The sequence below is a fragment of the Pseudarthrobacter siccitolerans genome (assembly GCF_030823375.1).
Taxonomy (GTDB): Bacteria; Actinomycetota; Actinomycetes; order Actinomycetales; family Micrococcaceae; genus Arthrobacter; species Arthrobacter siccitolerans_A.
This window is the reverse complement of the sequence record NZ_JAUSXB010000001.1, coordinates 3,035,900-3,061,716: the sequence shown is the minus strand read 5'-3', so window position 1 is coordinate 3,061,716 and position 25,817 is coordinate 3,035,900. Positions and strand designations below refer to the sequence as shown.

Here is a 25,817-nt window from a genome sequence, read left to right as displayed (position 1 = left end):
TTGAATTCATGCGCTGACGCTGTACTCCGGCGTCCCCAAGCCGGGCGGAAGATCGGGGCTTCCTGGCATTCAATAATCAAAATCAGCTTTGCTTCCATCGTGGCAGTTGTTCCGTAAAGATCAACACGTCTCGCAATAAGCAACAGAGTGGCCCGGACCACACTTCCGTGTCAAGGTTTTTCTGAAGTCTTCAGCCCTATTTCAGGGATTCCGGCTGCGCCTTGACATTGGGCGGGAACAGGGGCTAGGCATCGATAACCAGGTCCGTCTGCGCCGTGGAGCAGCAGGGCAGGAACTTGCCCGCAGAGATTTCCCGCGCCCGGATCCCGCCCTGGTGGTTCATGTCGATCTCCCCTGAAAGCTTGACGACCTTGCAGGAGCCGCACATGCCTTCCTTGCAGTTCGCGCCAATCCTGACGCCCGCACGCTGGGCCACCTCGAGGATGCGCTCCGTGGGGTCGATCCGCACATTGATGCCGGTACGCATGAAGGACATGGTGAGGCTGCCTGTCCCCACCGTGCCGAAGCTCGAGGCGTCAGGGGAACCGGCTTCCGGCTCCATGCCCGGGCTGTCGACGGCGGGGTCGGAGCGGGGTGCCTCCGGGTCGCTGATTTCCAGCGGCAGCCCCGAGGCCTGCAGAGTCCCGTCGGCGTCGTAGCCAGGCTCGTAGAGCCCGAACGCGGCGGGCTGGCTTTCAAAATAGTCCTCGGCAGAGTCGGCGATCTCCTCGGCGATCTCCTCCGCGACGTCGGCTGCAAACGCCACCTCTGCCTGGTATTCCAGGAGCGTCTGGCGGTCTCCCGAGAAGAACTCCATGTATATGGAAGTGTCATCGACGCCGACCTTCTGGAGGAGCTCGGTGGCGGTGTTCAGGTAACCCTCGGGACCACACGCGTACACCTGGCGGCCGTTGGCATCGGGGGCCACCTCGTCGAGCATGGCCGCCGTCAGCCTTCCACTGAGCCCTTCCCACCCCTCCGGTACGCTGCGGTCGCCCAGGGAGTAGTAGACCTTGACGCGCGAGTCCACGGAGGCGATATAGGCCAGTTCCCGGTGGAAGGCAAAGCCCCCGGCATCCGAGCCGTGGTAGAGCACCACAACATCGGCGTGTCCGGGCAGGGAGTGGATGGTCCGCACCATGGACATGATGGGAGTGATGCCTGCGCCGGCAGCAAGCAGGAGATACCGTGCCCGCCGGTCGGCGTCGGGCAGGTGGAATGCTCCCACCGGTCCCAGCATCTCAAGAACCGTGCCGGGTTTGACGTTCTCGTGCACCCAGGGCGAGACCAGTCCCGTGGGATCGCACTTGACGGTAATGCTGAAGGTCCACGGCTCGGTGGGCGAACTGGACAGCGAGTAGCTTCGGTCCACGGGTTCCTGGTCCTCGCCATTCACGGGAAATGCGACGTTCACGTACTGGCCGGCTCGGAACGCCAGGGGCGCACCGTCGCACCGGCGGAACACGAAGGTCATCATGGCGCCGGCCTCGGGAACGGTCTCGACGCATTCGGCCATGAACTCCTGCGGGTGCCATGGGCCCAGCGCACGGGCTGCCCGTGCAGGTGTCCCAGGGCTTCCCATCACCCTGTTCCACGGCATCTCAAGACCGCGAATACGCTGTGGTTCCTGGATTGCCGTTTCAGTGAGGAGTTCAATCATGCCAAGTGCTCCTGCACGCGCTGCACGTACCAGTTGATGAATGCCTCGACCTGGTATTCGCTCTTCATGTAGGGACCGGGCTCGTAGGCGGGACTGCCGGCGCCCTGCTGGCACAGCTCCACGAACGCCTTGTCCTGCAGGTTCGTTTGCTTCCAGGTGTAGGTGAGCTTCTCCAGGTCGTAGTCGACGCCTTCAACAGCGTCGTCAGCCACCAGCCAAGTGGTGCGTACGAGGCTCTGGTGTTCGTTGATGGGGAAGACACCGAACGTGATGACGTGGTCGCCGAGGAAATGGAACCAGCTGTTGGGCTGCAGGTGCATCGAGCAGCGGCCAAGGCGGAAGTCGGGCAAATCACCCAGCAGCTTCTTGGAAAGCCTCCGCCCGTCCGCGGAGAATGATTCTCCGTCTCCATCGAGTGATTCCCGTGAGATACGGATTCCCGCGATGCGCGTGTCAAGCTGCTCGACCACCTCGTAGGGAAGGCCGTAGCGGCGGCAACGCTCCTCGAGGGAGGACTGGGCCTCCTTGTTCCGGTCCCACACTTCCTGAAGATGGGGCGGGATCAGGCCCTCCGTCAGGCCCCAAGTGGGGAAGAGGGAGCAGGCGAGCTCGGGGTGCCCGTCGCAGTGGTAGCACTCACGGTTGTTCTCCATGACGAGCTTCCAGTTGCCCTCTTCGATGATGTTCTGCTGGTAGGCAATTTTTGTCTTCGAGAGCTCGTGGGGCGCCAGGTAGGGCTCAAAGATCTTTGCCGTTTCGTCGAAGTCCGTCGGCGCATCATCGGCAATGCAGACGAAGATGAGTCCGGCGACCTCGCGGCCATGGGCGCGCTTGAGGCCGAAGCAGCTCTTGTCGAACTTCGTTTCCCCCGGCGCGGAGGCATGGATCAAATTGCCCTCCGGGGAGTAGGTCCAGGAGTGGTAGCCGCAGACCAGGTTTCCGGTTGAGCCGGCAGCTTCGGTGAGAACGCGGGCGCCGCGGTGGCGGCATACGTTGTGCAGGACGTTCACGGCACCGTCGTCGTTGCGCAGCACAATCAGGGAGTAGGGCCCGTAGTCGACGGTGACGTAGTCGCCCGGCTCCGGCAGTTCGGCCGTGCTGGCGGCAAAGATCCAGTGCTGGCCGAAAATGGCCTCCATGTCGATGTTGAAGATGGAGCGATCCGTGTAGAAGGGGGCATCGAGGGAGTAGCCGGTGCGACGGAACTCAAACAACGCGGCAATTTCTGCCAGCTGCTCGGCAGGCAAGGATGCAGCGAGTTTTCCGCGTGAATTGAGGGGCACGTTCACTGAAGCAGTCATGGGTTTCCTCCCGGGAGGCATGGGTAGTGGGTGTTGCGGTGGCCATGGCTGCGCGCGGGTGCTAACGGCATGGTCGAAGTACTTGTAATGATGAGATTAGGGTCACAGGAGCTGCAACAAAAGCGCAAGATTTTGAAGATAACCATGCACAATAGATGCATGATCGATCCACGGCTCATAACACTTCGGGTGTTTGCCCGGTGTGGCACTATTGGCGCAACCGCGGAGCTCACCGGTTATTCTCCCTCCGCCGTCTCCGCGCAATTGCGGGAGCTCCAGCGTGTGCTTGGAATGCAGCTGCTGACGAAGGACGGCCGGGGTGTGCGGCTGACCGCCACGGGCCGCTTTCTCGTGGCGGGCTCGGATCCCCTCATTGCCCAGTGGGAGAGCCTTCGCGCCGCAGCCATGGAGGCCGGCGACCAGGTGCAGCCCCACTTTGGCCTCGGCGGATTCTCCTCTGCAGCCGCCCACTTGCTTGCGCCGCTGGCGGCCACCCTGCGCTCAACACGCCCCCTTCTGGAGGTGCAGGTTCTTGAGGCTGATCCGGCCCGCTGCTTCGACTTGTTGATTGCGGAACGAATCGACCTTGCAGTCATTGTCGCTATGCAGTCCGACAGTTATGGTGAGGACGATCCGCGCTTCGAGCAGAGAGTCCTGCTCGACGATCCACTGGACGTCATCATTCCCGGTGACCATCCGCTGGCATCACGGGAAACAGCGACCCTTGAAGAACTGGCATCGGAACCCTGGATCACAGAGTCCGCCGGTTCCACCTACCATTCCCTCTTCACGGCGGCGTTCACGGCAGTCGGAGTGACACCGCGGATTGCCCATGAAGCCGTTGAATGGGAAACCCACATCGCGTTCGTGGGCGCGGGGCTGGGCGTCGGCCTGCTGCCCCGGCTGGCGCCCTTGCATGGCGCCGAAAACGTGGTTCGGCTACGCATCACCGGTAAGGCGAAACCCACGCGCCGCATTGTCGCCGCCGTCCGCAGGGGCAGCATCGCCTCACCCCTGATCCAGGAGTCGCTCGGCATCCTCCAGGCCAACGCCAACCGGATCCTCACCAGCCGGCTCGAAGAGGATCTCTGAGCGCTGGTATCTAAGGCCCGATCGTCGCCAGTACGGCGCCGGCATTCACCACGCCGCCGGCTTCCGCCCGGATATCCGTGACGGTCCCGCCCCGATGGGCGGCTACCTGGCTTTCCATCTTCATGGCTTCAAGGACGACGACGGGGTCCCCCGCCGCCACTTTGGCGCCCGGTTCCACCAGCCACTTCACCACGGTCCCCGCCATGTCGGCGCGCAGCTCGGCGGGGTCAACAGCGCGGGCGGCAGCGCCGTCGTCGGGCCCTTCCTCCACGGAAGCGCCTTGAAGGGGGCCGCCGCCTGAGCGTGCCCAGCCATCCAACAGGGCGGCAGGAAGGCCGACGGCGAGGCGCCGGCCATCAACGTCAACGGTGATAGTGCGCCGCGCACCGTCCGGGACGGAGGTGGCAAACCCGGGATCCGCCGCGATGGCATCGGCGAAGTCGGTCTCGATCCACCGGGTGTGGATGGCGAGCGCTGTCTCTGACGTGAAGTCCGGGGCTTGGACCACGGCTCGGTGGAACGGCAGGACAGTGGCCACGCCGGTGATCTCCATTTCCGCCAGGGCCCGGCGTGCCCGGCGCAGCGCCTGCTGCCGGTCGGCGCCGGTGACGATCAGCTTGGCCAGCAGGGAATCGAACTGCGGCGCCACAATGGAACCGGCGCGCACCCCCGAATCCAGCCTCACTCCCGGACCGGTGGGGCCGCTGAAGGTGGCGATGGTTCCGGGCGAGGGCAGGAAACCCCGGCCCACGTCCTCGGCATTGAGCCGGAACTCAAAGGAGTGTCCGCGCGGCTCGGGATCAGCAGCGAAGCGGAGGGGCTCGCCGGCCGCAATCCGCAGCTGTTCCTGGACCAGGTCCACGCCGGTGGTTTCCTCCGTGATGGGGTGCTCCACCTGGAGGCGGGTGTTCACCTCAAGGAACGCCACGGTCCCGTCCGCGGCCACCAGGAACTCCACCGTCCCGGCACCGGAGTATGCGGCTTCCCGGCACACGGCCTTGGCAGCATCGTAGATTTGCCGCGTCTGCTCGTCGGTCAGGAAAGGTGCCGGTGCCTCTTCCACCAGTTTCTGGTGCCGGCGCTGCAGGGAGCAGTCCCGTGTTCCCGCCACCACCACGTTGCCGTGAAGGTCCGCCAGGACCTGCGCCTCCACGTGCCGGGGACGGTCCAGGTACCGTTCCACGAAGCATTCGCCGCGGCCGAAGGCCACCACAGCCTCCCGGACCGCCGAGTCGAAGGCTTCCTCAATCTGGTCCATTTCACGGACCACTTTCAGCCCGCGCCCGCCGCCGCCGAAGGCCGCTTTGATGGCAACCGGCAGGCCGTGCTCTTCGGCGAAGAGCCGTGCTTCGGCGGCCGAGGCCACCGGCCCGTCGCTGCCCGCAACCAGCGGGGCGCCCGCCCGGACAGCTATCTCCCGCGCCGTGATCTTGTTGCCCAGCAGCCGGATGGCTTCGGGTGAAGGCCCGATCCACGTCAGGCCGGCATCCAGGACAGCCTGGGCAAAGTCGGCGTTCTCGGACAGGAACCCGTATCCCGGGTGCACCGCGTCCGCTCCGGACTCCGCGGCGACGCGCAGCAGCCTGGGGATGTCCAGGTAGGTTTCTGACGGGGCGTTGCCATCCAGGCTGTAGGCCTCGGAAGCCGCGCCGACGTGCAGGGCATCGGCGTCCACGTCCGCGTATACCGCCACGGACTCCAGGCCCGCGTCCTCGCAGGCACGGGCGATGCGGACGGCAATTTCTCCGCGGTTGGCAATCAGGACCTTGCGCATATGCTGCTCACTTTGTCTGGGTAGCGTCGGGGGAAGTCTGGGAGGAATTGGCGGGCAGTGTGTAACCGGGAGCCCAGCGGAACCTGATACGTCCGCCGATGGGGACCTGGGCGGCGAGGTCCAGTTGGTGGTCAACCACCACGGCCGCCACAGGGTAGCCGCCGGTAATGGGGTGGTCCGCAAGGAACAGGACCGGCTGCCCCTCGGGCGGGATTTGAAGGGCTCCGGCCACGGTCCCCTCGCTGGCCAGCTCTCCGTTCCGGCTCCTTTTCAGGGCCTTCCCGTCAAGCCGCATCCCCACCCGGTTGGATCGTGGAGTCACCGTCCAGTCCTGGCTGCAGAGCGATTCCAACGCGGCAGCGTCGAACCAGTCGTCCCGCGGTCCCGGCACGATGTCCAGGACGGTCACTCCGGTGTCCGGAAAGTCCGGCTGCACCTCAGGGTTGCCCACCACATTAGAGGAGGTGGCTTTGCCTGCGCGGATGAACCCGCCCGCCGCCAGGGGCGCGGGGCCGATTCCGGACATGGTGTCGGTGGAACGGCTTCCCAGGACCGGTTCCGTGTCCACTCCGCCGCGGACGGCAAGGTAGGTGCGGAATCCCCGTTCGGGCGCTCCGAGGGTCAGGACCTCGCCGTCCAGCAGGGCAAACGCCGTGGCCATCGGCGCGTGGCGCTCTTGCCAGGACCAGTCGCCGCTGTCCCCGGCCGTCTTGCCCTCGGCCGTGTTGCTCTCGGCAGTGTTGTCCTGGGCAGTGGCGCTGCCGTGAACCTCCGACGGCGGAGCAATGGTCAGTGCCACCGGGGCGCCTGTCACGGTCAGCACCTGGTCCCCCACCGCCTGCACGCGCAGCCCGCCGGCCACGGTTTCCACGACGGCGGCCGATGGCTGGTTGCCCACAATCCGGTTCGCGCGGCGCAGGGAGGAACGGTCCAGCGCCCCCGCCACAGACACTCCCAGCCCGCCGTGGCCGTGACGGCCCAGGTCCTGGATCAGGCTCTGGAGTCCGGGCGACAGTATCCGCAGGCCCGACTGAACGCCGGCATTTGTAACGCTTTCAGCCGGGGAAGCGGGGTCCGTAACCTCCACCAGCTCCCGCACTGCCCGGAACTGCACCCTGTCCCCCGGGGCTGCCAAGGCCGGCTGTTCGCGCCCGAGGTCCCACATCCGTGCGGCGGTGCGGCCAATCAGCTGCCAGCCGCCCGGCGACTGCCGCGGATACACGGCTGAGTAGTTGCCGGCAAGCGCCACCGATCCTGCGGGGACGGCAGTCCGCGGTGAACTCCGGCGCGGGACTTCCAACGACTCGTTCTCCCCCACCATGTATCCAAATCCAGGCGCGAAGCCGCCGAAGGCTACGGTCCAGACCTGTCCCGTATGGGCCGCCACAACACCCTCAACCCCCAGCCCCGTCAGCCGGCCCACTTCAGCGAGGTCCTCGCCGTCGTACACCGTATCGATCTGCACCAGTTTGCCTTCCGCCTGCGCCTGGACGGCCAAGTCCAGCTCAGGCAACCGGGCTGCGATGCGCCGCGCGGACTGGGGCGAATCAGCCTTGACCAGCACGGTTTCCGCGGCTGCCAGGACATCCACCTGGCCGGGGAACGGGTGCTCCAGGAGGAGGGCCTGCAGGGCCAGCACGTCGTGGAGCCCCGCGAGTTCCGCGAGCACCGCCATGGTGCCTACGGGGCGGACGGCGAGCACGCGGGCGGCTGTGGGGTTGCTGACTGTTTCCATGGGGATCTGGCCGCGCCGCTCAGGCGTGGCTCTCCCGGGCGCTGCCGTCCTGGAGCAGGCGGACGTCTTCTTCCGGCTGCGGGTCGCGGCCCAGGCGCATGCCCACAATGGTCACCACAGCGGTCAGCGCGATGTAGCCGGCGATCAGGTACCACCCGCCGGATGCCGCACCGTAGAGGGCAGTGAAGATCAGCGGAGCCACAGCGCCGCCCACCACCCCGGCAAGGGTGTAGGCCAGGGAACTGCCGGCGTAGCGTAGCCGCGCCGGGAACTGCTCGGTGATGAAGGCTGCCTGCGGGCCGTACATAAAGGCGTGCAGGGCCAGTCCGATCACCACGCCGACGGTCAGCATCACTACGGACTTGCCCGCGATCATCAGGAAGAACAGCGGAATGTAGAGGGCGGTGGCGGCGGCAGTAATGCCGTACACCCAGCGGCGGTTGAAGCGGTCGGTAAGGGCGCCGGCGGCCGGGATCAGGAAGAGCTGGAAGGCGGATCCGATCAGGATTGCCGCCAGCACATTGCCCGTGGTCATTCCCAATTCCTTGGTGGCATAGACGGCGACGAACACGGTGAACAGCGCGTACAGGACGTCGGGGCAGAGGCGGGAGAGGGCAGCGGAAACCAGGGCCCTGGGCTCGGTGGTGAAGACCTCCTTGATGGGTGCCTTGGGACGGTCGCCGTGGGCCTGGATGGCTTTGAAGACCGGGGTTTCCTCGAGCTTGAGGCGGATAATCAGGCCGAAGACCACCAGCAGGGCGGAGGCGAGGAAGGCCACCCGCCAGCCCCAGGAAAGGAACGCCTCGGAGCTGAGTGAGGCGGCCAGGATGGCCAGGACGCCGTTGGCCATCAGGTTGCCGGCCGGCGGGCCGATCTGGGCTGCGGAGGACCAGAAGCCGCGTTTGTTGGGGTCACCGAATTCGCTGGACAGCAGCACCGCACCGCCCCATTCGCCGCCGACGCCGATGCCCTGGGCCAGGCGCAGCAGCACCAGGATGACCGGGGCCGCGACGCCGATCACCGAGTAGTCGGGCAGCGCACCGATGAGGACGGTGGCGAGTCCAATCAGCACCAGGGTGAACACGAGGACGTACTTGCGGCCCACTTTGTCGCCGAGGCGGCCGAAGACCACACCGCCGATGGGGCGGGCCAGGTATCCCACCGCGAAGGCGGAGAAGGAGAGCAGCAGCCCCACGAATTCGTCATTCGAGGGGAAGAAGATCTTGGGGAACACCAGCGCCGAGGCCACGGAGTAGATGGCGAAGTCGTAGTATTCGAGCGATGTGCCGGTGAGGCTGGCGATGTAGGCCTTCAGCGCGCCGGCCGGCGGCTTCCTTGCCGTGGTCCTGGCTGCCTTGTTGGTGCCGGTCATGTTTCCTCCGAGGGATGAGGGGTGGTGCGGGGGGCCTGCGTGCGGCCGGGATGGGAGTGGTGCGGGGGCCTGGATGCGGCCGGGACTGGGTTCAGAGGAACGAACCGATGCTGACACCGGCGCCCTCGAAAGCGGACTTCACTGCGGTGGCCATGGCTACGGCCCCCGGTGAGTCACCATGCACGCAGATGCTTTCTGCGCGGATCTTCAGGATGGATCCGTCAATGGCCCGAACGGAGCCTTCCGTGGCCATCCTTAATACATGTTCCGCCACTTCGGCGGGGTCGTGAAGGACCGCTGTGGGCTGTGAACGGGAGACGAGTGTTCCATCAGGGTTGTACGCCCGGTCCGCAAAAGCTTCGCTGACCGCGCGCAGGCCCGCTTCCTCCGTAAGCCGCAGGACCTCGGACCCGGGCAGGCCCAGGATGGGCAACCCCGGATCAACCGATTTCACAGCGTCGACCACGGCCTGCGCCTGGGCAGTGTGGGTAGAGGCCCCCGTGCGGCTTGACGTACTGGACCCGGGCTCCCTCCGCGGATGCGAGGGCCTGCAGTGCACCGATCTGGTAGACGACGTCGTCGGCCAGTTCCGAAGGGCTGACATCCAGGAAGCGGCGGCCAAAACCTGCCAGGTCCCGGTAGCCCACATGGGCGCCGATGACGACGCCGGCGGCCGCCGCGTTCCGGCAGGTCCTGCGGATGACGGTGGGATCCCCGGCGTGGAATCCACACGCCACGTTCGCGCTCGAAACCGAACCGAACATCGCCTCGTCATCGCCAAGGGTCCAGCGCCCGAAGGATTCGCCCACGTCGCTGTTGAGGTCGATGGTTGTCATTTGTGATTCCCGTCTCATTGATGGCTTCCTACTAGGTTGCACTAAAAGTGGGAATTGTTCAACGATCCTTCGATTCAGCGATGTGGCGATCAGGTAAATTTTGAAGTATGACCTCTTCGAGCCCCGCTGTCCGGCCCGCTCCAGGCCGCCTCCGGGTGGCAGTACCTTCCGTGGCCGAGCGGGTGGCAGATGAATTGCGGCGGCAGCTCGCGGAGGGGTCACTGCTGCCGGGGACACGGCTTACCGAGTCCACCATCGCTGAGGACCTGGGGGTTTCCCGCAACACCGTCCGTGAAGCCTTCGCCGAACTTGCCAGCGAGCGGCTGGTGGTCCGCCTCCCCAACCGCGGCGTCTTTGTGGCCAACCTCGACGCAGGGGACATCCACGACGTCTATACGGTCCGCCGCGCCATCGAGGTCAGCGCTATCCGCGGCGGAGGGAGCACCGGGGACATAGCTGCGGTCCGGGAAGCCGTGGAGGAAGGCAAGCGCGCCGCTGCGGCCGGTGACGACGAGGCACTGGGCACCGCAAACCAACATTTCCACGGCGCCATCGTCGCGATGGCCAGGAGTACGCGGCTGAACAGCATCATGAGCCAGGTGCTGGCGGAAATGCGCCTGTTCTTTCATAAGGCGACTATGGATGCGGATTTTTACCGCCACTACCTGCCGGATAACGAGGCGATCTGCGCGGCCCTGGAGTCCGGGGAACTGGACCAGGCTGCCACCCTGCTGCTGGCGTATCTGGACCGCTCGGAGGACAACCTCAGTGATGTGCACGGTGCCGATGCAGGGTGAGCCCATGACCTTTCATCAACGGCAAGGTATGGAGGGATGAGCGTCCTTGGATACCTTGCGGCTTCCGTGCCGCCGCGGCTGGCAATGGCAGGTTCTTCCGTTGCCATCCCCATCCTCGCCGTCCAGGAACTGAACGACGTCGGCATCGGCGGTGCCCTGGTGGCCGTCTCACTTGGACCCAGCGTTGTTGCCGCGCCCATCGTGGGTGCGGCCCTGGACCGCTCCCGCCGGCCCGGGGTCCTCGTGGCGGTGGCGGGCTTCCTGACCGCGGCCGCCCTCGCAACGGCGTCCTTCCTCGGCCAGGTCCCGCTCCCCCTGGTTTTTGCGTTCCTGGCGGTTGCCGGAGCACTCTCGCCCTTTTACATGGGCGGGCTCTCCAGCTTCGTGGCGGACGAGATCCCGGACCAGCGGCGCGCCTTCGCGTACGACGCACTCTCCTACAACATCTCCGCCGTTGCGGGGCCGGCGCTCGTCGCTGTCATGGCCACCTTCCTGCCCGGCGGCGCCGCACTGTGGGTGCTGTCCGCCGCCGCGCTCGCCGGCGCTATCAGCGCGGCCGCCACGGGCCTGAAAGCCCGCGGCCGGATCAGCGGCTCGGTCTGGCAAACCGTCAAGTCCGGCCTGCACCGCATCCTCAGCCACAGGCCCCTCGCCGTGGTGACGGGAGCATCCACCCTGAGCCAGCTCGGCCAGGGCGGGCTCGCGGTCGCCGCCGTCGCGCTCTCCATCGAACGGATCGGGACGCCCGGCGAAGGGGCACTCCTGGTGACCGCCTTCGCCGTCGGCAGCCTCATTGGCGCCCTGTATGAGACCATCCGGCCCACCCGCGCCCGCCCGCACGCGGTCATGATGCTGGGATTCCTGGCCACCGGGCTGCTGACGATCGGCGCCGCGTTCAATTTCGGTACAGCATGGACAATGGCAGCCATCGGGCTCTCCGGGTTGTTCACCGCCCCCACGTCTGCGGCCATGCTCTTCCTCCGCAGCCACCTGAGCCCGCCGCACCTCCGGTCCCAGATCTTCACGGTGGGTGCGGGATTCCGGGCAACGGCGTCCGCTGCCGGAGCAGGGCTCGCCGCCTCCGCAACCGGCTTCGGCGGAGGCCTGGCCGTGGCAGGGATAGGCGTCATCTGGGTGGTTTCGGCCGCATTGATGGCCGGGTATCCGGCCGGCGCATCGTCAGCCTCAACCGGTAACTAGCGCCGGTTGTAGCCCATCTTTGCGCTGACCTGCAGTCCCGCCTGCTTGAGGCCTTCGATGAGTCCCGGCGCGGTCTCAGGATCAAAGCGGAAGGCAGGGCCGGAAATACTGATTGACCCGATCACTGCGCCCAGGTGGTTGTAAACCGGAACAGCGGCGGCAGTCAGCCCGATCTCGAACTCCTCCCGCACCACGCCGTAACCGTCGCGGGCGACGTCGAGCAACTGGTTTTCGAGTTCCTTCCGGTCAGTGATGGTCCGCGGAGTCCGCGGCGGCAGGCCGGTCTCCTTCAGGATGCGCTCACGCTCCTCGACGGACAGCGCTGCAAGCAGGACCTTCCCGCTTGAGGTGGCGTGCAGTGGCGTCAAATTGCCCACCCAGTCATAGGTGGCCAGGGTGGAGGGCCCCATCGCCTGGTCCACGTTGACGGCGTAGTTAGAGCGGAGGACGGCAAGGTTCACCGTTTCCTTGAATTCCTCCGCGAGTGTCTCGAGCACGGGCCGGGCCTCCCGGACCAGGCTGAGCCGGCCGGGGATGGAGCTGGCCAGCCGCAGGATGCCAAAGCCCAGCTGGTACTTTCCGCGCTCGCTGTTCTGGTGCACCATCTCCCTGCCCACCAATGAACCGAGCAGCCGGGAGACCGTGGATTTGTGGATGCCCATCTCCTCGGCGATATCACTGACACCCGCGTGACCGTCCCGCGCCAGGATCTCCAGGACCGCAAGGGCCCGGTCCACGGACTGCACGCCGCCGTGCTGGCCCGCCTCCGCGTCTGCGTCGGGTTCGCGGTCAGTGTTCGAAGCCATGATCCATACTCTCAGTAGGTTGCGGCTCACGCTCCCGCAACGAGGGCGCCTACAGCGCCCTCCCGGTTACTTCCACAGTGTCGATCCTAGACCGGGAAGTGTGACCGAGCTGACATTGCGCGTTAAGCGCGCTAACGCAGGCCGTTGCTGTGCGCCAGCGCCATGGCTTCCGTGCGGGAGGAGGCGCCGATCTTCCGGTAGAGGTTGCGGAGGTGGAACTTCACGGTGTTCTCGCTGATGTGGAGTTTCGCGGCGATGCCCCGGTTCCGTTGCCCCGCGGCCAGCAGTTGCAACACTTCCAGTTCCCGCTCCCCCAGGTTCCAGTCCGCCGCACCGGCAAGCGGCCGGGCCGGGGGATCGAGCGGAATAACGACGGCGACATCGGCACCCCAGCCGGGCATCACGTCCACACCCATGCTTCCGTTGAGGGCTTCGACTCGCTGCACGAGACGTTCCACCGCCGGCGCCTGCGCGGAAAGTTCACCCGGCCCGTCGTCGCGCACGTTGATGAGGAGGTTGACGCCGTCGCAATCCCACTGCGTCCGGACCCGGCGGACGCCCTGCTGGTCCACCATCGCCAGCACCAGCCCGCGCACGATGGCCCTTGCGGCGTGCGCCACCTCGCCGGGAAGCGCGCGGCCGTTGACCGGCGGCTCGATGAACTGAACATCAATCCCGCTGAAGTTCATCAGTGGGCGCAGGTCCTCGCGGAGGCGCTGGAAGGCGGAGGCAACAGGCTCCTCGACGAGGTCGGTGGTGCGGTCGCTGAGGGTTCGAAGGCCCACCAGGGCTTTGGCAGCGACGTCGGTCGCGGCTGTGCGGGCGGCAGGATCGGCCAGTGCCGGCGACCTGAGCGCCGCAAGCAAGGTTTCAAGGGTGGTGGAGTGCTGGTCCACCAGTTCGGCGGTGACGCGCAGGCGCTCGGCGGAGGCAGCGCGGGATTCGATGAGGTACGACGGCGGAGCATCTGCCACCTTTTCGCGGATCCGCTCGGCTGCCAGCGTCCAGAGGTAGTGGAGGAGCCACTGCGGATCTTCCGAGGCATCCGCGCCGGCGGCGGCGCCTGGAGCGGGTGCCGGGTCTGAGAGGACCAGCAGCGCATTGCTGGCCGAAGTCACAGCGAGGACGGGGCGCATGCCGCCTCCAAACGCCGTTTGGCCGCGCCACGTCCCGCCGTCCCCCTCGGCGATAAGCGAGGCCCGGATGGCATCCAGTTCCGCGATGGACACCCGGCTGATGATGGCCTCAGCACCCGCCTTCTTCTGCGGGCGGCCGGTGCAGTCCTCGGTGAAAATCACCAGGGCACTCGACTCCCAGAAAGGACTAATGGCCTCCCGCAGCCGGTGGGCGATGTCCATCAAGGGAGCAGTGGCCAGGGCGGCGACAGCGTGAAGCAAGGCTGTATTGGTGTGTTCCACCTGCCCAGTGTAGGGGCCCGGCAGAGAACACCTACCCCTTTGGGTAGCAAAGACCGCCCGATCATAGCGTTGGACCCGCCGGATGGGCAGCCGAGTATTGAAGGGTCAGCACGTCCGAGGAGGTACGCATGAGCACCATAGCAACAACAAACCCGGCCGCCCTGACCGGTTCACCGTTGACCGGCACATCCCGGGCCTTCGACCGCAACCGGGTCCTGGTCCTGGACGAAATCGGGGAGGTCTTCCAGCGCGTCGACCCGGCAGAGGTGGCTGCCCTGGTGACCGAGCTGAGGCTCGCCGACAGGATCTTTGTTACCGGCGCCGGTCGCAGCGGCCTGGTCCTGAAGATGGCGGCGATGCGGCTGATGCACCTTGGACTGACCGTGCATGTGGTCGGTGAGACCACATCACCTGCCATCCGGGCCGGCGACCTGCTGCTCGCAGCGTCCGGCTCCGGCACCACGGCGGGCGTGGTCAAGGCGGCGGAAACCGCCGTCGCCCGAGGCGCCCGCGTTGCCGCCTACACCACCGCCAAAGGATCCCCGCTCGCGGAGGCGGCTGCCGCCGTCGTGCTGATCCCTGCTGCCCAGAAGACGGACCACGGTTCGGCGGTGACACGGCAGTACTCGGGGAGCCTCTTCGAACAGGTGCTGTTCGCCACCACCGAGGCCGTATTCCAAAGCCTGTGGGACGAGGACGCGGCCGCGGCCGAGGACCTCTGGCAGCGCCACGCGAACCTCGAATAGGTTTCCCCCTCCCCCAACAAGCCTCCTCAACAACCCGTCAACCCGAAAGAGATAGAACATGAAACTGCAAGTCGCCATGGATGTCCTCACCGTCGAAGCTGCACTTGAGCTGGCCGGCAAAGTCGCCGAGTATGTGGACATCATCGAACTCGGCACGCCCCTGGTGAAGAACGCCGGGCTGTCCGCCGTCACGGCCGTCAAAACCGCCCACCCGGACAAGATCGTGTTTGCCGACATGAAGACCATGGACGCCGGTGAGCTGGAAGCCGAGATCGCCTTCGCCGCCGGCGCGGACCTGGTCTCCGTCCTGGGCAGCGCCGACGACTCCACCATTGCCGGGGCCGTGAAGGCGGCCAAGGCCCACAACAAGGGCATCGTGGTGGACCTGATTGGCGTGGCGGACAAGGTGACCCGCGCCAAGGAAGCCCGCGCGCTGGGGGCCAAGTTCATCGAGTTCCACGCGGGCCTGGACGAGCAGGCCAAGCCCGGCTACAACCTGAACGTGCTGCTGACCGCCGGCGAAGAGGCCCGGGTGCCGTTCTCCGTGGCCGGCGGCGTGAACCTTTCCACCATCGAAGCCGTGCAGCGGGCAGGTGCTGACGTGGCCGTCGTCGGCGGTTCCATCTACAGCGCCGACGACCCCGCCGTCGCTGCCAAGGAACTGAAGGCCGCGATCATCTAGCGGAGCCGCCCGGTGCTTGAGCCTGTCCCTTCCGGTGATTGAACCTGTCCCTTCCGGTGATTGAGCCTGTCGAAATCTAAGCCTGTCGACATCATGACGACGGTCCCCACCTTCCGGTGGGGGCCGCCGTTTGCGTGTTGGCCCCTACTCGAACGAACGGATGGTAATGCCTGAGAAAGTTGCCGGACCGCCGTCGGGCTATGGGCGAACTGCTGCTGAGCAAGACCGGGCTGACCACGCGGGTGGCCTTCCACCGTCCGGATCAGGACGAAGGCGCGGGCCTGACCGGATTGCTGCCTCTGCACCACCGTTTTGGCGTGCTCATGATGGAATGAAGCGCAGCGGGATGGACGGCGCTATGTCAGGCTGAATCAGCAATCACCCGGTCCCTCCCTGCCAGCAAGCCCGTCACGGCGAGACCCGCCATGACGCCCGCGGTCGCCAGGAGCGGAACTGTCCAGCCTCCGCTTAGATCGCGAAGCCCACCAAACGCCACCGGTCCCACAGCAGCCAGGCCGTAGCCGACTGACTGCGCCATACCGGACAGTGACGCCGCTTGCGGGTAGTTCACGGTCCGTAGGCTGAACAGCGACAGCGCGATCACAATCAGGCCGCCGCACCCGGTTGCCCCAAGAAGGACCCACACCAATATGAGGTCCGGCGCAAGTGCAAGCCCGAGAAAGGTCACCACCATGACGGCGCCGCTCGCGAAGGACACGAGCCGCTGGTCCGAACCCCTGTGAAGGATTCCCCCCGCGGCAAGGCTGGCGAAGACGCTGATGAGCAGGAAAACGGACAAATGGATGCCGGCAGTGGTGGCCGGGACACCCCGGCTTTGTTCGATGGTGGGCAGCCAGGCCATCAGGACATAGAAGGCGATCGACTGCAGTCCCATGAAGATGGTCACCTGCCAGCCCAAGGCTGAAGCCCAAGGCGACCGGTAGGAGACCTCCGGCTTGGCGGCGTGCACCGCACCTGAGGCGTGCCGGCGCAGCCACGGCAGGAGCACCGCCATGGCGATGAGGGCCAGTCCCACCCAGATACCGAGCGCAAGCCGCCATCCGGCGGGCGATGTTTGCGCGACGGGTACGACGACGGCGGCCCCCATGGCGGCGAAAGCGGCCTGCGTGGCGGTGTAGATTCCGGTGACCTGACTGACCCTCATCGGAAAGTCCCTCTTGACGAGGGACGGGACCAGGACATTGAGGAACGCGATAGCCAAGCCGATCAGGGCCGTACCCGCCCAGATGAGCCCGGGCGCAGGCAAGGAGCGGATCACGATGCCCGAGGCCAGGATCAGCAGGGACATCCACAGCGCGCGGTCGAGGCCCAGACGGGAGGCGAAGCCGGGCGCCAGGGGTGAGAATACTGCGAAAGCAATGAGTGGAAGGCCCGTCAGGAATCCTGCCGCAGCACTGGACAGGCCAAGGTCGGCGCTGATGTTCGTGAGTACCGGTCCAACGCTGACAAAGGACACCCGAAGGTTGACCGCGATGAGCAGAAGGCCGATAAAGGCCAAGCCAAATCTGACAGTGCGGTCTTGTGAGCTCCGGGTGGCAGCGGGCATCGTGCGTTATTCCATCCTTTGAGAGTGCGAGAGCGTCGCGGGGAAGCTACAGAATCTTCCGGATGGTGTCCTCGAAGCTTGTGACGTGGTGCAAGGCCAGTTCCCCTGCCTTGTCCGCGTCGCCGGCGGCCACCGCTTTGAGCAGGTCCACATGCTCGGTGATGTGGCCTGTCACCGAGGGGACCTTGTCCAGCACCACGCACCAGATCCGGGTGGCAAGGTTGTCGTAGCGGATCAGAGTGTCTTCCAGGTGCGGATTGGCTGCCGCCTTGTAAATGAGCCGGTGCACCATCAGGTCATAGCGCATCAGGTCCCGCGAATCCCCTGCCCCGGGATCAATCCCGGCGATGGCATCAGCCACCTGCAGCAGTTCCCGGCGCATGCTTTCGCTTGCCCGGTCCGCGGCGCGCCGTGCTGCGAGGGGCTCCAATAGCTCCCGGATCTCGGAAACATCGGCCAGCTCCGTAAAGTCCACCGTCGTGGCAAAAGTCCCGCGGCGGGGATACGAAACCACCAGGTGGTCCACCTCAAGCCGTTTGATCGCTTCACGTACGGGAGTGCGGCCAAATCCGAGCTCGGCCGCCAGCTGGCCGTCGTTAATGGGCTCACCCGGACGGATTTCCAGCATGATCAGCTTGTCGCGCAACTGCCGGTAGGCGGCCTCTGCCTGCGACGGCGCTTCCTCCTCCGCAGGGGTCAGGGCAAGAAGTGCATTCAAGGCAACGCTCCGTTCTTCGATACCCGCTGGATTCGAAACGGTAGCTTTACGCCGCTTTCTGTCCAGCTATTGACTCTGCTGTGATGCCAATCATACCATTGATCTCACACTGATATATCAGTCAATGAACAAGTGGTATTTCAAAGGAGCATCCGTGGTTGAGCAGTTGAACGAGCGACTTTCCGTAGTCGATCCCGAGGTCCAGCACGCAATCGCACATGAACTGGTGCGCCAGCAGTCCACGCTGGAAATGATCGCCTCCGAGAATTTCGCCCCGTCCGCCGTTATGGAGGCGCAGGGTTCGGTCCTCACCAACAAGTACGCCGAGGGCTACCCGGGCAAGCGCTACTACGGCGGCTGCGAGCACGTTGACGTGGTGGAGCAACTGGCCATCGACCGGGTGAAGGCACTGTTCGGCGCGGAGTTCGCCAACGTCCAGCCGCACTCCGGCGCCCAGGCCAACGCCGCCGCCATGTTCGCCCTGCTGAACCCGGGCGACACCATCATGGGCCTGAGCCTGGCTCACGGCGGACACCTGACGCACGGCATGAAGATCAACTTCTCCGGCAAGCTCTACAACGTGGTCCCCTACCACGTGAGCGAATCGGACCTGCGGATCGATATGGCCGAGGTGGAAGCACTGGCCCTCGAACACCGTCCGAAGTTGATCGTGGCCGGCTGGTCCGCGTACTCCCGTCAGCTGGACTTCGCCGAGTTCCGCCGCATCGCGGACCTGGTGGGCGCCTACCTGATGGTGGACATGGCGCACTTTGCTGGACTCGTGGCCGCAGGGCTGCACCCCAACCCGGTCCCCTACGCGGACGTTGTCACCACCACCACGCACAAAACCCTTGGCGGACCGCGCGGCGGCGTCATCCTTGCCAAGGAGCAGTACGGCAAGAAGATCAACAGCGCAGTCTTCCCCGGCCAGCAGGGCGGCCCGCTGGAGCACGTCATCGCCGCCAAGGCCGTAGCCTTCAAGCTCGCCGGCAGCCCCGAATTCAAGGAACGCCAGGAACGCGTCCTGCAGGGATCCAAGCTCCTCGCCGAACGGCTCCTCCGCGACGACGTTGCCGCGGCAGGAATCTCCGTGGTCAACGGCGGCACCGACGTCCACCTGGTCCTCGTGGACCTCCGCAACTCTGAGCTGGACGGGCAGCAGGCCGAAGACGCCCTGCACCGGATCGGCATCACCGTGAACCGCAACGCCGTCCCCTTCGACCCCCGCCCGCCGATGGTCTCCTCCGGACTCCGGATCGGCACCCCCGCCCTCGCCACCCGCGGCTTCGGCGCCACGGAATTCGCTGAGGTTGCGGACATCATCGCGACGGCGCTCATCGCCGCTGCCGGCACCGGCACCAACGGCACCGGCACCTTGGATGACAGCACCGCCGTCGAACTCCGCGGCCGCGTCACTGCCCTGGCCGGGCAGTTTCCCCTTTACCCCCACCTGAACGACGGCACCGAAGTTGCCGCCCTCGAAGCAGACCTGATCGGAGCAGCCCAGTGAGTGCAGACCTCCTCCCCGAGCACCCGGACTTCCTCTGGCGCAACCCGGAGCCCAAGTCCTCCTACGACGCCGTGATCGTGGGCGGTGGCGGGCACGGCCTGGCCACGGCCTACTTCCTGGCGAAGAACCACGGCATGACCAACATCGCCGTGCTGGAAAAGGGCTGGCTGGCCGGCGGCAACATGGCCCGGAACACCACCATCATCCGTTCCAACTACCTCTGGGACGAGAGCGCGGCCATCTACGAGCACGCCCTCAAGCTCTGGGAGATCCTGCCGGAGGAGCTCGAGTACGACTTCCTCTTCAGCCAGCGCGGCGTGATGAACCTCGCCCACACGCTGGGGGACGTCCGCGAGAGCATGCGCCGCGTGGGAGCCAACAAGCTCAACGGCGTGGACGCTGAATGGCTTGACCCCAAGCAGGTCAAGGAACTCTGCCCCATCCTGAACATCAGCGACAATATCCGCTACCCCGTCATGGGCGCCACGTACCAGCCCCGCGCCGGCATCGCCAAGCACGACCACGTGGCCTGGGCCTTCGCCCGCAAGTGCGACGAGCTGGGCGTGGACATCATCCAGAACTGCGAAGTCACCGGCTTCGTCAAGGACGGCAACCGCGTGGTGGGCGTCAAGACCAACCGCGGCACCATCAACACCGAAAAGGTGGGCCTCGCCGCCGCCGGCCACAGCTCCGTCCTGGCCGAAATGGCCGGCTTCCGGCTCCCCATCCAGTCCCACCCGCTGCAGGCGCTGGTCTCCGAACTCCACGAACCCGTCCACCCCACGGTGGTGATGTCCAACCACGTGCACGTGTACGTCTCCCAGGCCCACAAGGGCGAACTGGTGATGGGCGCCGGCGTGGACTCCTACAACGGCTATGGCCAGCGCGGGTCCTTCCACGTGATCGAGCACCAGATGGCCGCCGCCGTCGAGCTCTTCCCCATCTTCGCCCGGGCGCACGTCCTCCGGACCTGGGGCGGCATCGTGGACACCACGCTGGACGCCTCGCCGATCGTGGGCAACACCCCGGTGGAGAACATGTTCGTGAACTGCGGCTGGGGCACCGGCGGGTTCAAGGCCACCCCCGCCGCGGGCATGACCTTCGCCCACAACATCGCCACTGGCTCCCCGCACCGGCTGAACAAGCCCTTCGCCCTGGAGCGCTTCGAGACCGGCGCCCTGATCGACGAGCACGGCGCAGCCGCCGTCGCCCACTAGCCGCCAGCGAACACTGCACTTTAGAAAGAAGACGCACATGCTGCTCATCTCCTGCCCCAACTGCGGCTCGCGCGACGAGACCGAATTCCACTACGGCGGCCAGGCCCACGTGCCCTACCCGGAGAACCCGAGCGGGCTGAACGACCGCGAATGGGCCGAGTACCTGTTCTACCGGGACAACACCAAGGGCGCCTTCGCCGAGCGCTGGCTGCACAGCACCGGCTGCCGCCAGTGGTTCAACATGCTCCGCGACACCGTTACCTACGAGATCCAGGCCGTCTACCCCATGGGTTCGCCCCGGCCGGATGCAGCAGGCAAGGTGACCGCCGAAACCGGCACCGCCAGCCTCGCCCCGGACAGCACCACCACCGGAAGCGCGGCTCCCGGCACGTCCACCACCAGCATCTCCAGCACCACCGCCCCGGAAGGAGCAACCAAGTGACTTCCCAGAACGCCCGCCTCGCCGCCGGCGGACGCATCGACCGCACCATCTCCTGGCGCTTCACCGTGGATGGCGAAGAGTTCACCGGCCATCCGGGCGATACCCTCGCGTCCGCCCTGCTGGCCAACGGCCGCGTCGCCGCCGGCAACTCCCTCTACGAGGACCGCCGCCGCGGCATCATGTCCGCCGGGGTGGAGGAGTCCAACGCCCTGGTCAAGGTGGCTCCCCGGTTCCCGGGCCACGTGGCCGAGTCCATGCTCCCCGCCACCACCGTCACCCTGGTGGACGGCCTGAAGGCGGAGTACCTGAACGGCCTGGGCAAGCTGGACCCGGCGGATGACCGTGCGGAGTACGACAAGAAATACGTCCACACCGATGTCCTGGTGATCGGCGGCGGCCCCGCCGGCCTGGCTGCAGCCCGTGAAGCGGTCCGCTCCGGCGCCCGCGTGATGCTGCTGGATGACCAGCCCGAGCTGGGCGGCTCGCTCCTGTCCGGCTCCACCGCAGCCGACCTGGCGGAGACGATCGAAGGCAAGCCGGCCCTGGAATGGGTTGCCGATGTTGAAGCCGAGCTCGTTTCCGGTGCTGAATCGACTGTCCTGAACCGCACCACCGCTTTCGGCGCCTACGACGCCAACTACGTGATTGCTGTCCAGAACCGGACCGACCACCTGTCCTCCCCCGCCGCCTCAGGTGTTTCCCGCCAGCGGATTTGGCACATCCGTGCCAACCAAGTGGTGCTGGCCCCCGGCGCCCACGAACGCCCGCTGGTGTTCGAGAACAACGACCGGCCGGGCATCATGCTCGCCTCGGCAGTCCGCAGCTACCTGAATCGGTTCGCAGTGGCAGCTGGGCAGCGCGTGGTGGTCAGCACCACCAACGACAGCGCCTACGCCCTGGTTGCTGACCTGCGCGCCGCCGGCGTCAAGGTGGCCGCTGTCGTGGACGCCCGTCCGCAGCTCACCGCTGTGGCTGCTGCCGCCGTCGAAGCCGGCACCCGGGTGCTGATCGGCAGTGCCGTAGCTAATACCGCGGCCGGCAGTGACGGCCGCCTGGCTGGCGTGACCGTCCGCAGCATTAACGACGACGGCGAACTCACCTCGGGCATCGAGAAGATCGCCTGCGACCTCCTGGCAGTGTCTGGCGGCTGGAGCCCGCTGGTCCACCTGCACTCCCAGCGGCAGGGCAAGCTGCGCTGGGACGAGGACCTGGCCGCCTTCGTGCCGAGCACCGCAGTACCGAACCAGCAGACCGTCGGCTCGGGCCGCGGCAGCTTCGAACTTCAGGACTGCCTCGAAGAGGGTGTTTCCGCGGGAGCCTCGGCAGCAATCGCAGCGGGCTTTAGTGCCGCCGTCGAGCCTTCCCCGCTGGGTGAGCCGAAGGCCTCCGCCCCCACCCGCCAGCTGTGGCTGGTTCCCGGGGAACAGGGCACCCCGGACGACTGGCACCACCACTTCGTGGACTTCCAGCGTGACCAGTCCGTGGCTGACGTGCTGCGCTCCACCGGGGCCGGCATGCGGTCCGTGGAGCACATCAAGCGGTACACCTCCATCAGCACCGCCAACGACCAGGGCAAGACCTCCGGGGTCAACGCGATCGGCGTCATCGCCGCCGCACTCCGGACGGCCGGCGAAGCATCCCGGGGCATCGGCGACATCGGCACCACCACCTACCGCGCACCGTTCACTCCGGTGGCGTTCGCGGCACTGGCCGGACGCCAGCGCGGCGAGCTGTTCGACCCCGCCCGCGTCACCTCCATCCACCCGTGGCACGTCGCCAAGGGCGCCCTGTTCGAGGACGTGGGGCAGTGGAAGCGGCCCTGGTACTACCCGCAGGCCGGCGAGGACATGGACACGGCCGTGCTGCGCGAGTGCGCCGCCGTCCGCGACTCGGTGGGCTTTATGGACGCCACTACCCTGGGCAAGATCGAAATCCGGGGCAAGGACGCCGGCGAGTTCCTGAACCGGATCTACACCAACGCATTCAAGAAGCTCGCCCCCGGCTCCGCCCGCTACGGCGTGATGTGCACCCCTGACGGCATGATCTTCGACGACGGCGTGACCCTGCGCCTGGACGAGGAGACCTACTTCATGACCACCACCACCGGCGGCGCCGCCAAGGTGCTGGACTGGCTGGAGGAATGGCTGCAGACCGAATGGCCGGAACTGGACGTGCACTGCACCTCGGTGACCGAACAGTGGAGCACCATCGCCGTCGTCGGGCCCAAGTCCCGTGAGGTCCTGGCCAAGGTGGCTCCGGAACTGGCCGCCAACGGCGGGCTGGAGGCCGAAGCCTTCCCCTTCATGACCTTCCGCGAGACCACCCTCGCCTCCGGCGTCCGCGCCCGGGTCTGCCGGATCTCCTTCTCCGGTGAACTGGCCTACGAGATCAACGTGCCGTCCTGGTACGGCCTCAACACCTGGGAAGCCGTGGCAGCCGCCGGGGCCGAATTCAACATCACCCCCTATGGCACCGAGACCATGCACGTGCTCCGCGCCGAAAAGGGCTACCCGATCGTTGGCCAGGACACCGACGGCACCGTCACCCCGCAGGACGCGGGAATGGAATGGATCGTCTCCAAGGCCAAGGACTTCATCGGCAAGCGCTCCTACGCCCGGGTGGACGGACAGCGCGAGGACCGCAAGCACCTGGTGAGCGTCCTGCCGGTGGACGGCGGAATCAGGCTCCCCGAAGGCACCCAGCTCGTGGAAAAGGGCCGCTCCACCAACCCCGCCTACGGGCCGGTTCCGATGGAAGGCTTTGTAACCTCCAGCTACCACAGCGCAGCGCTGGGCCGGTCGTTCGGCCTGGCCCTGATCAAGAACGGCCGCAACCGGATCGGCGAGACCCTCATTGCAGCCGCCGGCGACCAGCTGGTGGACGTTGTTGTCGCAGAAACCGTACTTTTTGACCCCGAAGGGACCCGCAAAGATGGCTGAAACAGCAGCACCCGCAACCTCGTTCGAGAACAACCTCTCGCACCGCGTCAGCCCCGCCGCCCAGCTCAGGGCAGCGTTTGAAACCGGCTCCGTCCGCGGAGCCGTGGAACTGGGCGAAATCGCGTTCCTCACCATGGTGGGCCTCCGGGTTGACCGGAACAGCGACGCCGGTCAGCGGGTAGCCTCCGTCACCGGCGGCCTGCCTGCAGCCTCCGGCGGCGTCAGCGGCACCGGTGACACGTCCGTACTGTGGCTCGGACCCGAAGAGTTCCTGGTGGTGGCACCGACGGAAGCCCACGAGTCCCTCGGCGGCGACCTGATCCAGGCACTGCGCGAAGCTTTGGCGGACGGCGAAGGCCAGGTGGTGGATCTCTCCGCCAACCGCACTACCTTCGAACTCTCCGGGCCCCGGTCCCGGGCAGTCCTCGAAAAGGGCTGCTCACTGGACCTGCACCCCCGCGCCCTGTTGGCTGGCACGGCGCTGTCCACCGAGATCGGCAACATCCCTGTGGTCCTGTGGAAGACCGGCGAGGAAAGCTTCCGGCTCTTCCCGCGGGCTTCGTTCGCCGATTTCCTGGGCCGCTGGCTCCTCGACGCCATGCGGGAGTACGCCTCCCCCGAGGTCCCCTAAATGGCCCTCAGCGTCCTGGACCTGTTCTCCGTTGGCATCGGGCCGTCGTCGTCACACACGGTCGGCCCGATGCGGGCAGCGAAGCTGTTCGCCGACGGACTCAAGGGCGACGGACACCTGAGCTCCACCAGGCGGGTGCAGGCCGAGCTCTTCGGCTCGCTGGGTGCTACCGGGCGGGGCCACGGCTCGGACAAAGCAGTGGTCCTGGGCTTCAAGGGGCTGGACCCGGAAACCGTGGACACCTTCACGGCCGACGACCAGGTGGCAGCCGCCGCCCTCGATGCCGAACTGTGGGTGGGCGGGGACCACCGTGTGGACTTCAACTGGGACGAGGACGTGGTGCTGCACCGGCGCAAGTCCCTCCCGGCACACCCCAACGGCATGACCTTCAGAGCGCTGGACCACGCCGGGGCCGTGCTGAGCGAACGGAGCTTCTATTCGATTGGCGGCGGGTTCGTGGTTGACGGGGATGCCGACGCCGGCGACCGCGTAGTTGCCGACGCCACCATCCTCCCCTACCCGTTCACCACTGCTGACGAGCTGCTGGAAATCTGCAAGCGCGAAGGCATGTCCATCTCGGACGTCATGCTCGCCAATGAGCTGGTGTGGCGCAGCGAGGCGGAACTTCGGGAGAAGCTGCTCGGGCTGTGGGCCGTCATGCGCGAATGCGTGGACAACGGCTGCGCCGCGGAAGGCATCCTTCCCGGCGGGCTCAACGTCCGCCGGCGCGCGCCGTCGTTGTTCCAGACCCTGACCGCGGACACCGGTGAGACGGACCCGCTGCGGGCGATGGAGTGGGTGAACCTGTTCGCGCTGGCCGTGAACGAGGAAAACGCCGCCGGCGGGCGCATTGTCACGGCGCCTACCAACGGTGCGGCCGGGATCGTCCCGGCGGTACTGCACTACTACATCAAGTTTGTCCCCGGCGCCAACGACGACGGGGTGGTCCGCTTCCTGCTGGCCGCGGCCGCCGTCGGAATCCTGTTCAAGATCAACGCCTCCATCTCAGGGGCCGAGGTGGGCTGCCAGGGTGAAGTGGGTTCAGCGTGCTCCATGGCGGCCGCCGGGCTCTGCGAGGTGCTGGGCGGGACGCCTGCCCAGGTGGAAAACGCCGCCGAGGTGGGGATTGAACACAACCTGGGCCTGACCTGCGACCCGGTGGGCGGGCTGGTGCAGATTCCCTGCATCGAGCGCAACGCCATCGCCAGCGTCAAGGCCATCAACGCCGCGCGCCTTGCCCTGCACGGCGACGGCAGCCACAAGGTATCCCTCGACAAAGCCATCAAAACGATGCGCGAAACAGGAGCCGACATGAAAACCAAGTACAAGGAAACCTCCCGCGGAGGCCTTGCCGTCAACGTAATCGAGTGCTGA

21 protein-coding genes and 1 pseudogene are annotated in these 25,817 nt (G+C 66.4%); 12 read left to right on the top strand and 10 right to left on the bottom strand.

Translation table 11 applies throughout. The features are described 5' to 3' along the window. Positions 1-244 precede the first annotated feature (244 nt). The gene (locus QFZ36_RS14210) at positions 245-1,660 is read right to left on the bottom strand and encodes a ferredoxin reductase (RefSeq protein WP_306637531.1); all 1,416 of its coding nucleotides are present in this window, start codon (positions 1,658-1,660) and stop codon (positions 245-247) included. Continuing rightward, positions 1,657-2,961 carry an aromatic ring-hydroxylating oxygenase subunit alpha gene (locus QFZ36_RS14205; protein ID WP_306637529.1) on the bottom strand — a complete coding sequence of 435 codons (1,305 nt, stop codon included), beginning with the start codon at positions 2,959-2,961 and terminating at the stop codon, positions 1,657-1,659. The genes QFZ36_RS14210 and QFZ36_RS14205 overlap by 4 nt, the downstream gene beginning before the upstream one ends. Positions 2,962-3,120: 159 nt before the next feature. Between QFZ36_RS14205 and QFZ36_RS14200 the strand changes: the two genes are divergently transcribed. Next, positions 3,121-4,053 carry a LysR family transcriptional regulator gene (locus QFZ36_RS14200; RefSeq protein WP_306637528.1) on the top strand — a complete coding sequence of 311 codons (933 nt, stop codon included), beginning with the start codon at positions 3,121-3,123 and terminating at the stop codon, positions 4,051-4,053. Between the two features lie 10 nt (positions 4,054-4,063). Here QFZ36_RS14200 and QFZ36_RS14195 read toward each other — a convergent pair whose 3' ends face one another. The 4 genes and pseudogenes from QFZ36_RS14195 to QFZ36_RS14180 all read right to left on the bottom strand — a co-directional run bounded on the left by QFZ36_RS14195 (position 4,064) and on the right by QFZ36_RS14180 (position 9,770). Further along, positions 4,064-5,827, bottom strand: coding sequence for an acetyl/propionyl/methylcrotonyl-CoA carboxylase subunit alpha (locus QFZ36_RS14195; RefSeq protein ID WP_306637526.1), 1,764 nt, complete (start codon positions 5,825-5,827; stop codon positions 4,064-4,066). Between the two features lie 7 nt (positions 5,828-5,834). After that, complete coding sequence (locus tag QFZ36_RS14190; protein ID WP_306637524.1) at positions 5,835-7,562, bottom strand: 5-oxoprolinase subunit B/C family protein; 1,728 nt, start codon at positions 7,560-7,562, stop codon at positions 5,835-5,837. 19 nt (positions 7,563-7,581) lie between these two features. After that, the gene (locus tag QFZ36_RS14185; RefSeq protein WP_306637522.1) at positions 7,582-8,934 is read right to left on the bottom strand and encodes an MFS transporter; all 1,353 of its coding nucleotides are present in this window, start codon (positions 8,932-8,934) and stop codon (positions 7,582-7,584) included. A gap of 91 nt (positions 8,935-9,025) precedes the next feature. Continuing rightward, a pseudogene (locus tag QFZ36_RS14180) lies at positions 9,026-9,770 on the bottom strand (LamB/YcsF family protein). 107 nt (positions 9,771-9,877) lie between these two features. Here QFZ36_RS14180 and QFZ36_RS14175 point away from each other — a divergent pair. After that, a complete protein-coding gene (locus QFZ36_RS14175; protein ID WP_306637520.1) occupies positions 9,878-10,567 on the top strand; it encodes a GntR family transcriptional regulator in 690 nt (229 codons plus the stop codon). A gap of 36 nt (positions 10,568-10,603) precedes the next feature. Then, positions 10,604-11,767 (top strand): MFS transporter, encoded by a 1,164-nt coding sequence (locus tag QFZ36_RS14170; RefSeq protein WP_306637518.1) that lies wholly within the window; start codon positions 10,604-10,606, stop codon positions 11,765-11,767. Here QFZ36_RS14170 and QFZ36_RS14165 read toward each other — a convergent pair. Both QFZ36_RS14165 and QFZ36_RS14160 read right to left on the bottom strand, forming a co-directional pair. After that, on the bottom strand, positions 11,764-12,573 hold the full coding sequence (locus QFZ36_RS14165) for an IclR family transcriptional regulator (RefSeq protein WP_306637516.1): 810 nt from the start codon (positions 12,571-12,573) through the stop codon (positions 11,764-11,766). The genes QFZ36_RS14170 and QFZ36_RS14165 overlap by 4 nt on opposite strands. Before the next feature lie 131 nt (positions 12,574-12,704). Beyond that, complete coding sequence (locus tag QFZ36_RS14160; RefSeq protein ID WP_306639218.1) at positions 12,705-13,931, bottom strand: helix-turn-helix transcriptional regulator; 1,227 nt, start codon at positions 13,929-13,931, stop codon at positions 12,705-12,707. Positions 13,932-14,119: 188 nt separating this feature from the next. Here QFZ36_RS14160 and hxlB point away from each other — a divergent pair, with 188 nt between their 5' ends. The 3 genes from hxlB to QFZ36_RS14145 all read left to right on the top strand — a co-directional run bounded on the left by hxlB (position 14,120) and on the right by QFZ36_RS14145 (position 15,754). Next, positions 14,120-14,737 carry a 6-phospho-3-hexuloisomerase gene (gene hxlB, locus QFZ36_RS14155; protein ID WP_306637514.1) on the top strand — a complete coding sequence of 206 codons (618 nt, stop codon included), beginning with the start codon at positions 14,120-14,122 and terminating at the stop codon, positions 14,735-14,737. A 58-nt stretch (positions 14,738-14,795) separates the two neighbouring features. Next, positions 14,796-15,419 carry a 3-hexulose-6-phosphate synthase gene (hxlA, locus tag QFZ36_RS14150; protein WP_306637513.1) on the top strand — a complete coding sequence of 208 codons (624 nt, stop codon included), beginning with the start codon at positions 14,796-14,798 and terminating at the stop codon, positions 15,417-15,419. Positions 15,420-15,619: 200 nt separating this feature from the next. Further along, on the top strand, positions 15,620-15,754 hold the full coding sequence (locus QFZ36_RS14145) for a hypothetical protein (RefSeq protein WP_306637511.1): 135 nt from the start codon (positions 15,620-15,622) through the stop codon (positions 15,752-15,754). A 26-nt stretch (positions 15,755-15,780) separates the two neighbouring features. Here the strand turns inward: QFZ36_RS14145 and QFZ36_RS14140 are convergent, their stop codons facing one another. Together QFZ36_RS14140 and QFZ36_RS14135 are read right to left on the bottom strand one after the other, a co-directional pair. Continuing rightward, positions 15,781-16,938 (bottom strand): MFS transporter, encoded by a 1,158-nt coding sequence (locus QFZ36_RS14140; RefSeq protein ID WP_306637509.1) that lies wholly within the window; start codon positions 16,936-16,938, stop codon positions 15,781-15,783. Positions 16,939-17,032: 94 nt separating this feature from the next. Continuing rightward, entirely contained in the window at positions 17,033-17,704 is a 672-nt protein-coding gene (locus tag QFZ36_RS14135; protein ID WP_306637508.1) for a GntR family transcriptional regulator, read from the bottom strand. A gap of 154 nt (positions 17,705-17,858) precedes the next feature. Between QFZ36_RS14135 and glyA the strand changes: the two genes are divergently transcribed. Genes glyA through QFZ36_RS14105 form a run of 6 tightly spaced genes read left to right on the top strand, consistent with a single transcriptional unit; the run spans position 17,859 to position 25,817 of the window. After that, positions 17,859-19,214 carry a serine hydroxymethyltransferase gene (glyA, locus tag QFZ36_RS14130; protein ID WP_306637506.1) on the top strand — a complete coding sequence of 452 codons (1,356 nt, stop codon included), beginning with the start codon at positions 17,859-17,861 and terminating at the stop codon, positions 19,212-19,214. Next, a complete protein-coding gene (locus QFZ36_RS14125; protein ID WP_142042534.1) occupies positions 19,211-20,431 on the top strand; it encodes a sarcosine oxidase subunit beta family protein in 1,221 nt (406 codons plus the stop codon). The genes glyA and QFZ36_RS14125 overlap by 4 nt, the downstream gene beginning before the upstream one ends. 37 nt (positions 20,432-20,468) lie before the next feature. After that, the gene (locus tag QFZ36_RS14120) at positions 20,469-20,873 is read left to right on the top strand and encodes a sarcosine oxidase subunit delta (protein WP_306637502.1); all 405 of its coding nucleotides are present in this window, start codon (positions 20,469-20,471) and stop codon (positions 20,871-20,873) included. Then, on the top strand, positions 20,870-23,812 hold the full coding sequence (locus tag QFZ36_RS14115; RefSeq protein WP_306637500.1) for a sarcosine oxidase subunit alpha family protein: 2,943 nt from the start codon (positions 20,870-20,872) through the stop codon (positions 23,810-23,812). Before QFZ36_RS14120 ends, QFZ36_RS14115 begins: the two co-directional genes overlap by 4 nt. Continuing rightward, positions 23,805-24,443, top strand: coding sequence for a sarcosine oxidase subunit gamma (locus QFZ36_RS14110; RefSeq protein ID WP_306637498.1), 639 nt, complete (start codon positions 23,805-23,807; stop codon positions 24,441-24,443). Before QFZ36_RS14115 ends, QFZ36_RS14110 begins: the two co-directional genes overlap by 8 nt. Further along, the gene (locus tag QFZ36_RS14105) at positions 24,444-25,817 is read left to right on the top strand and encodes an L-serine ammonia-lyase (RefSeq protein ID WP_306637497.1); all 1,374 of its coding nucleotides are present in this window, start codon (positions 24,444-24,446) and stop codon (positions 25,815-25,817) included.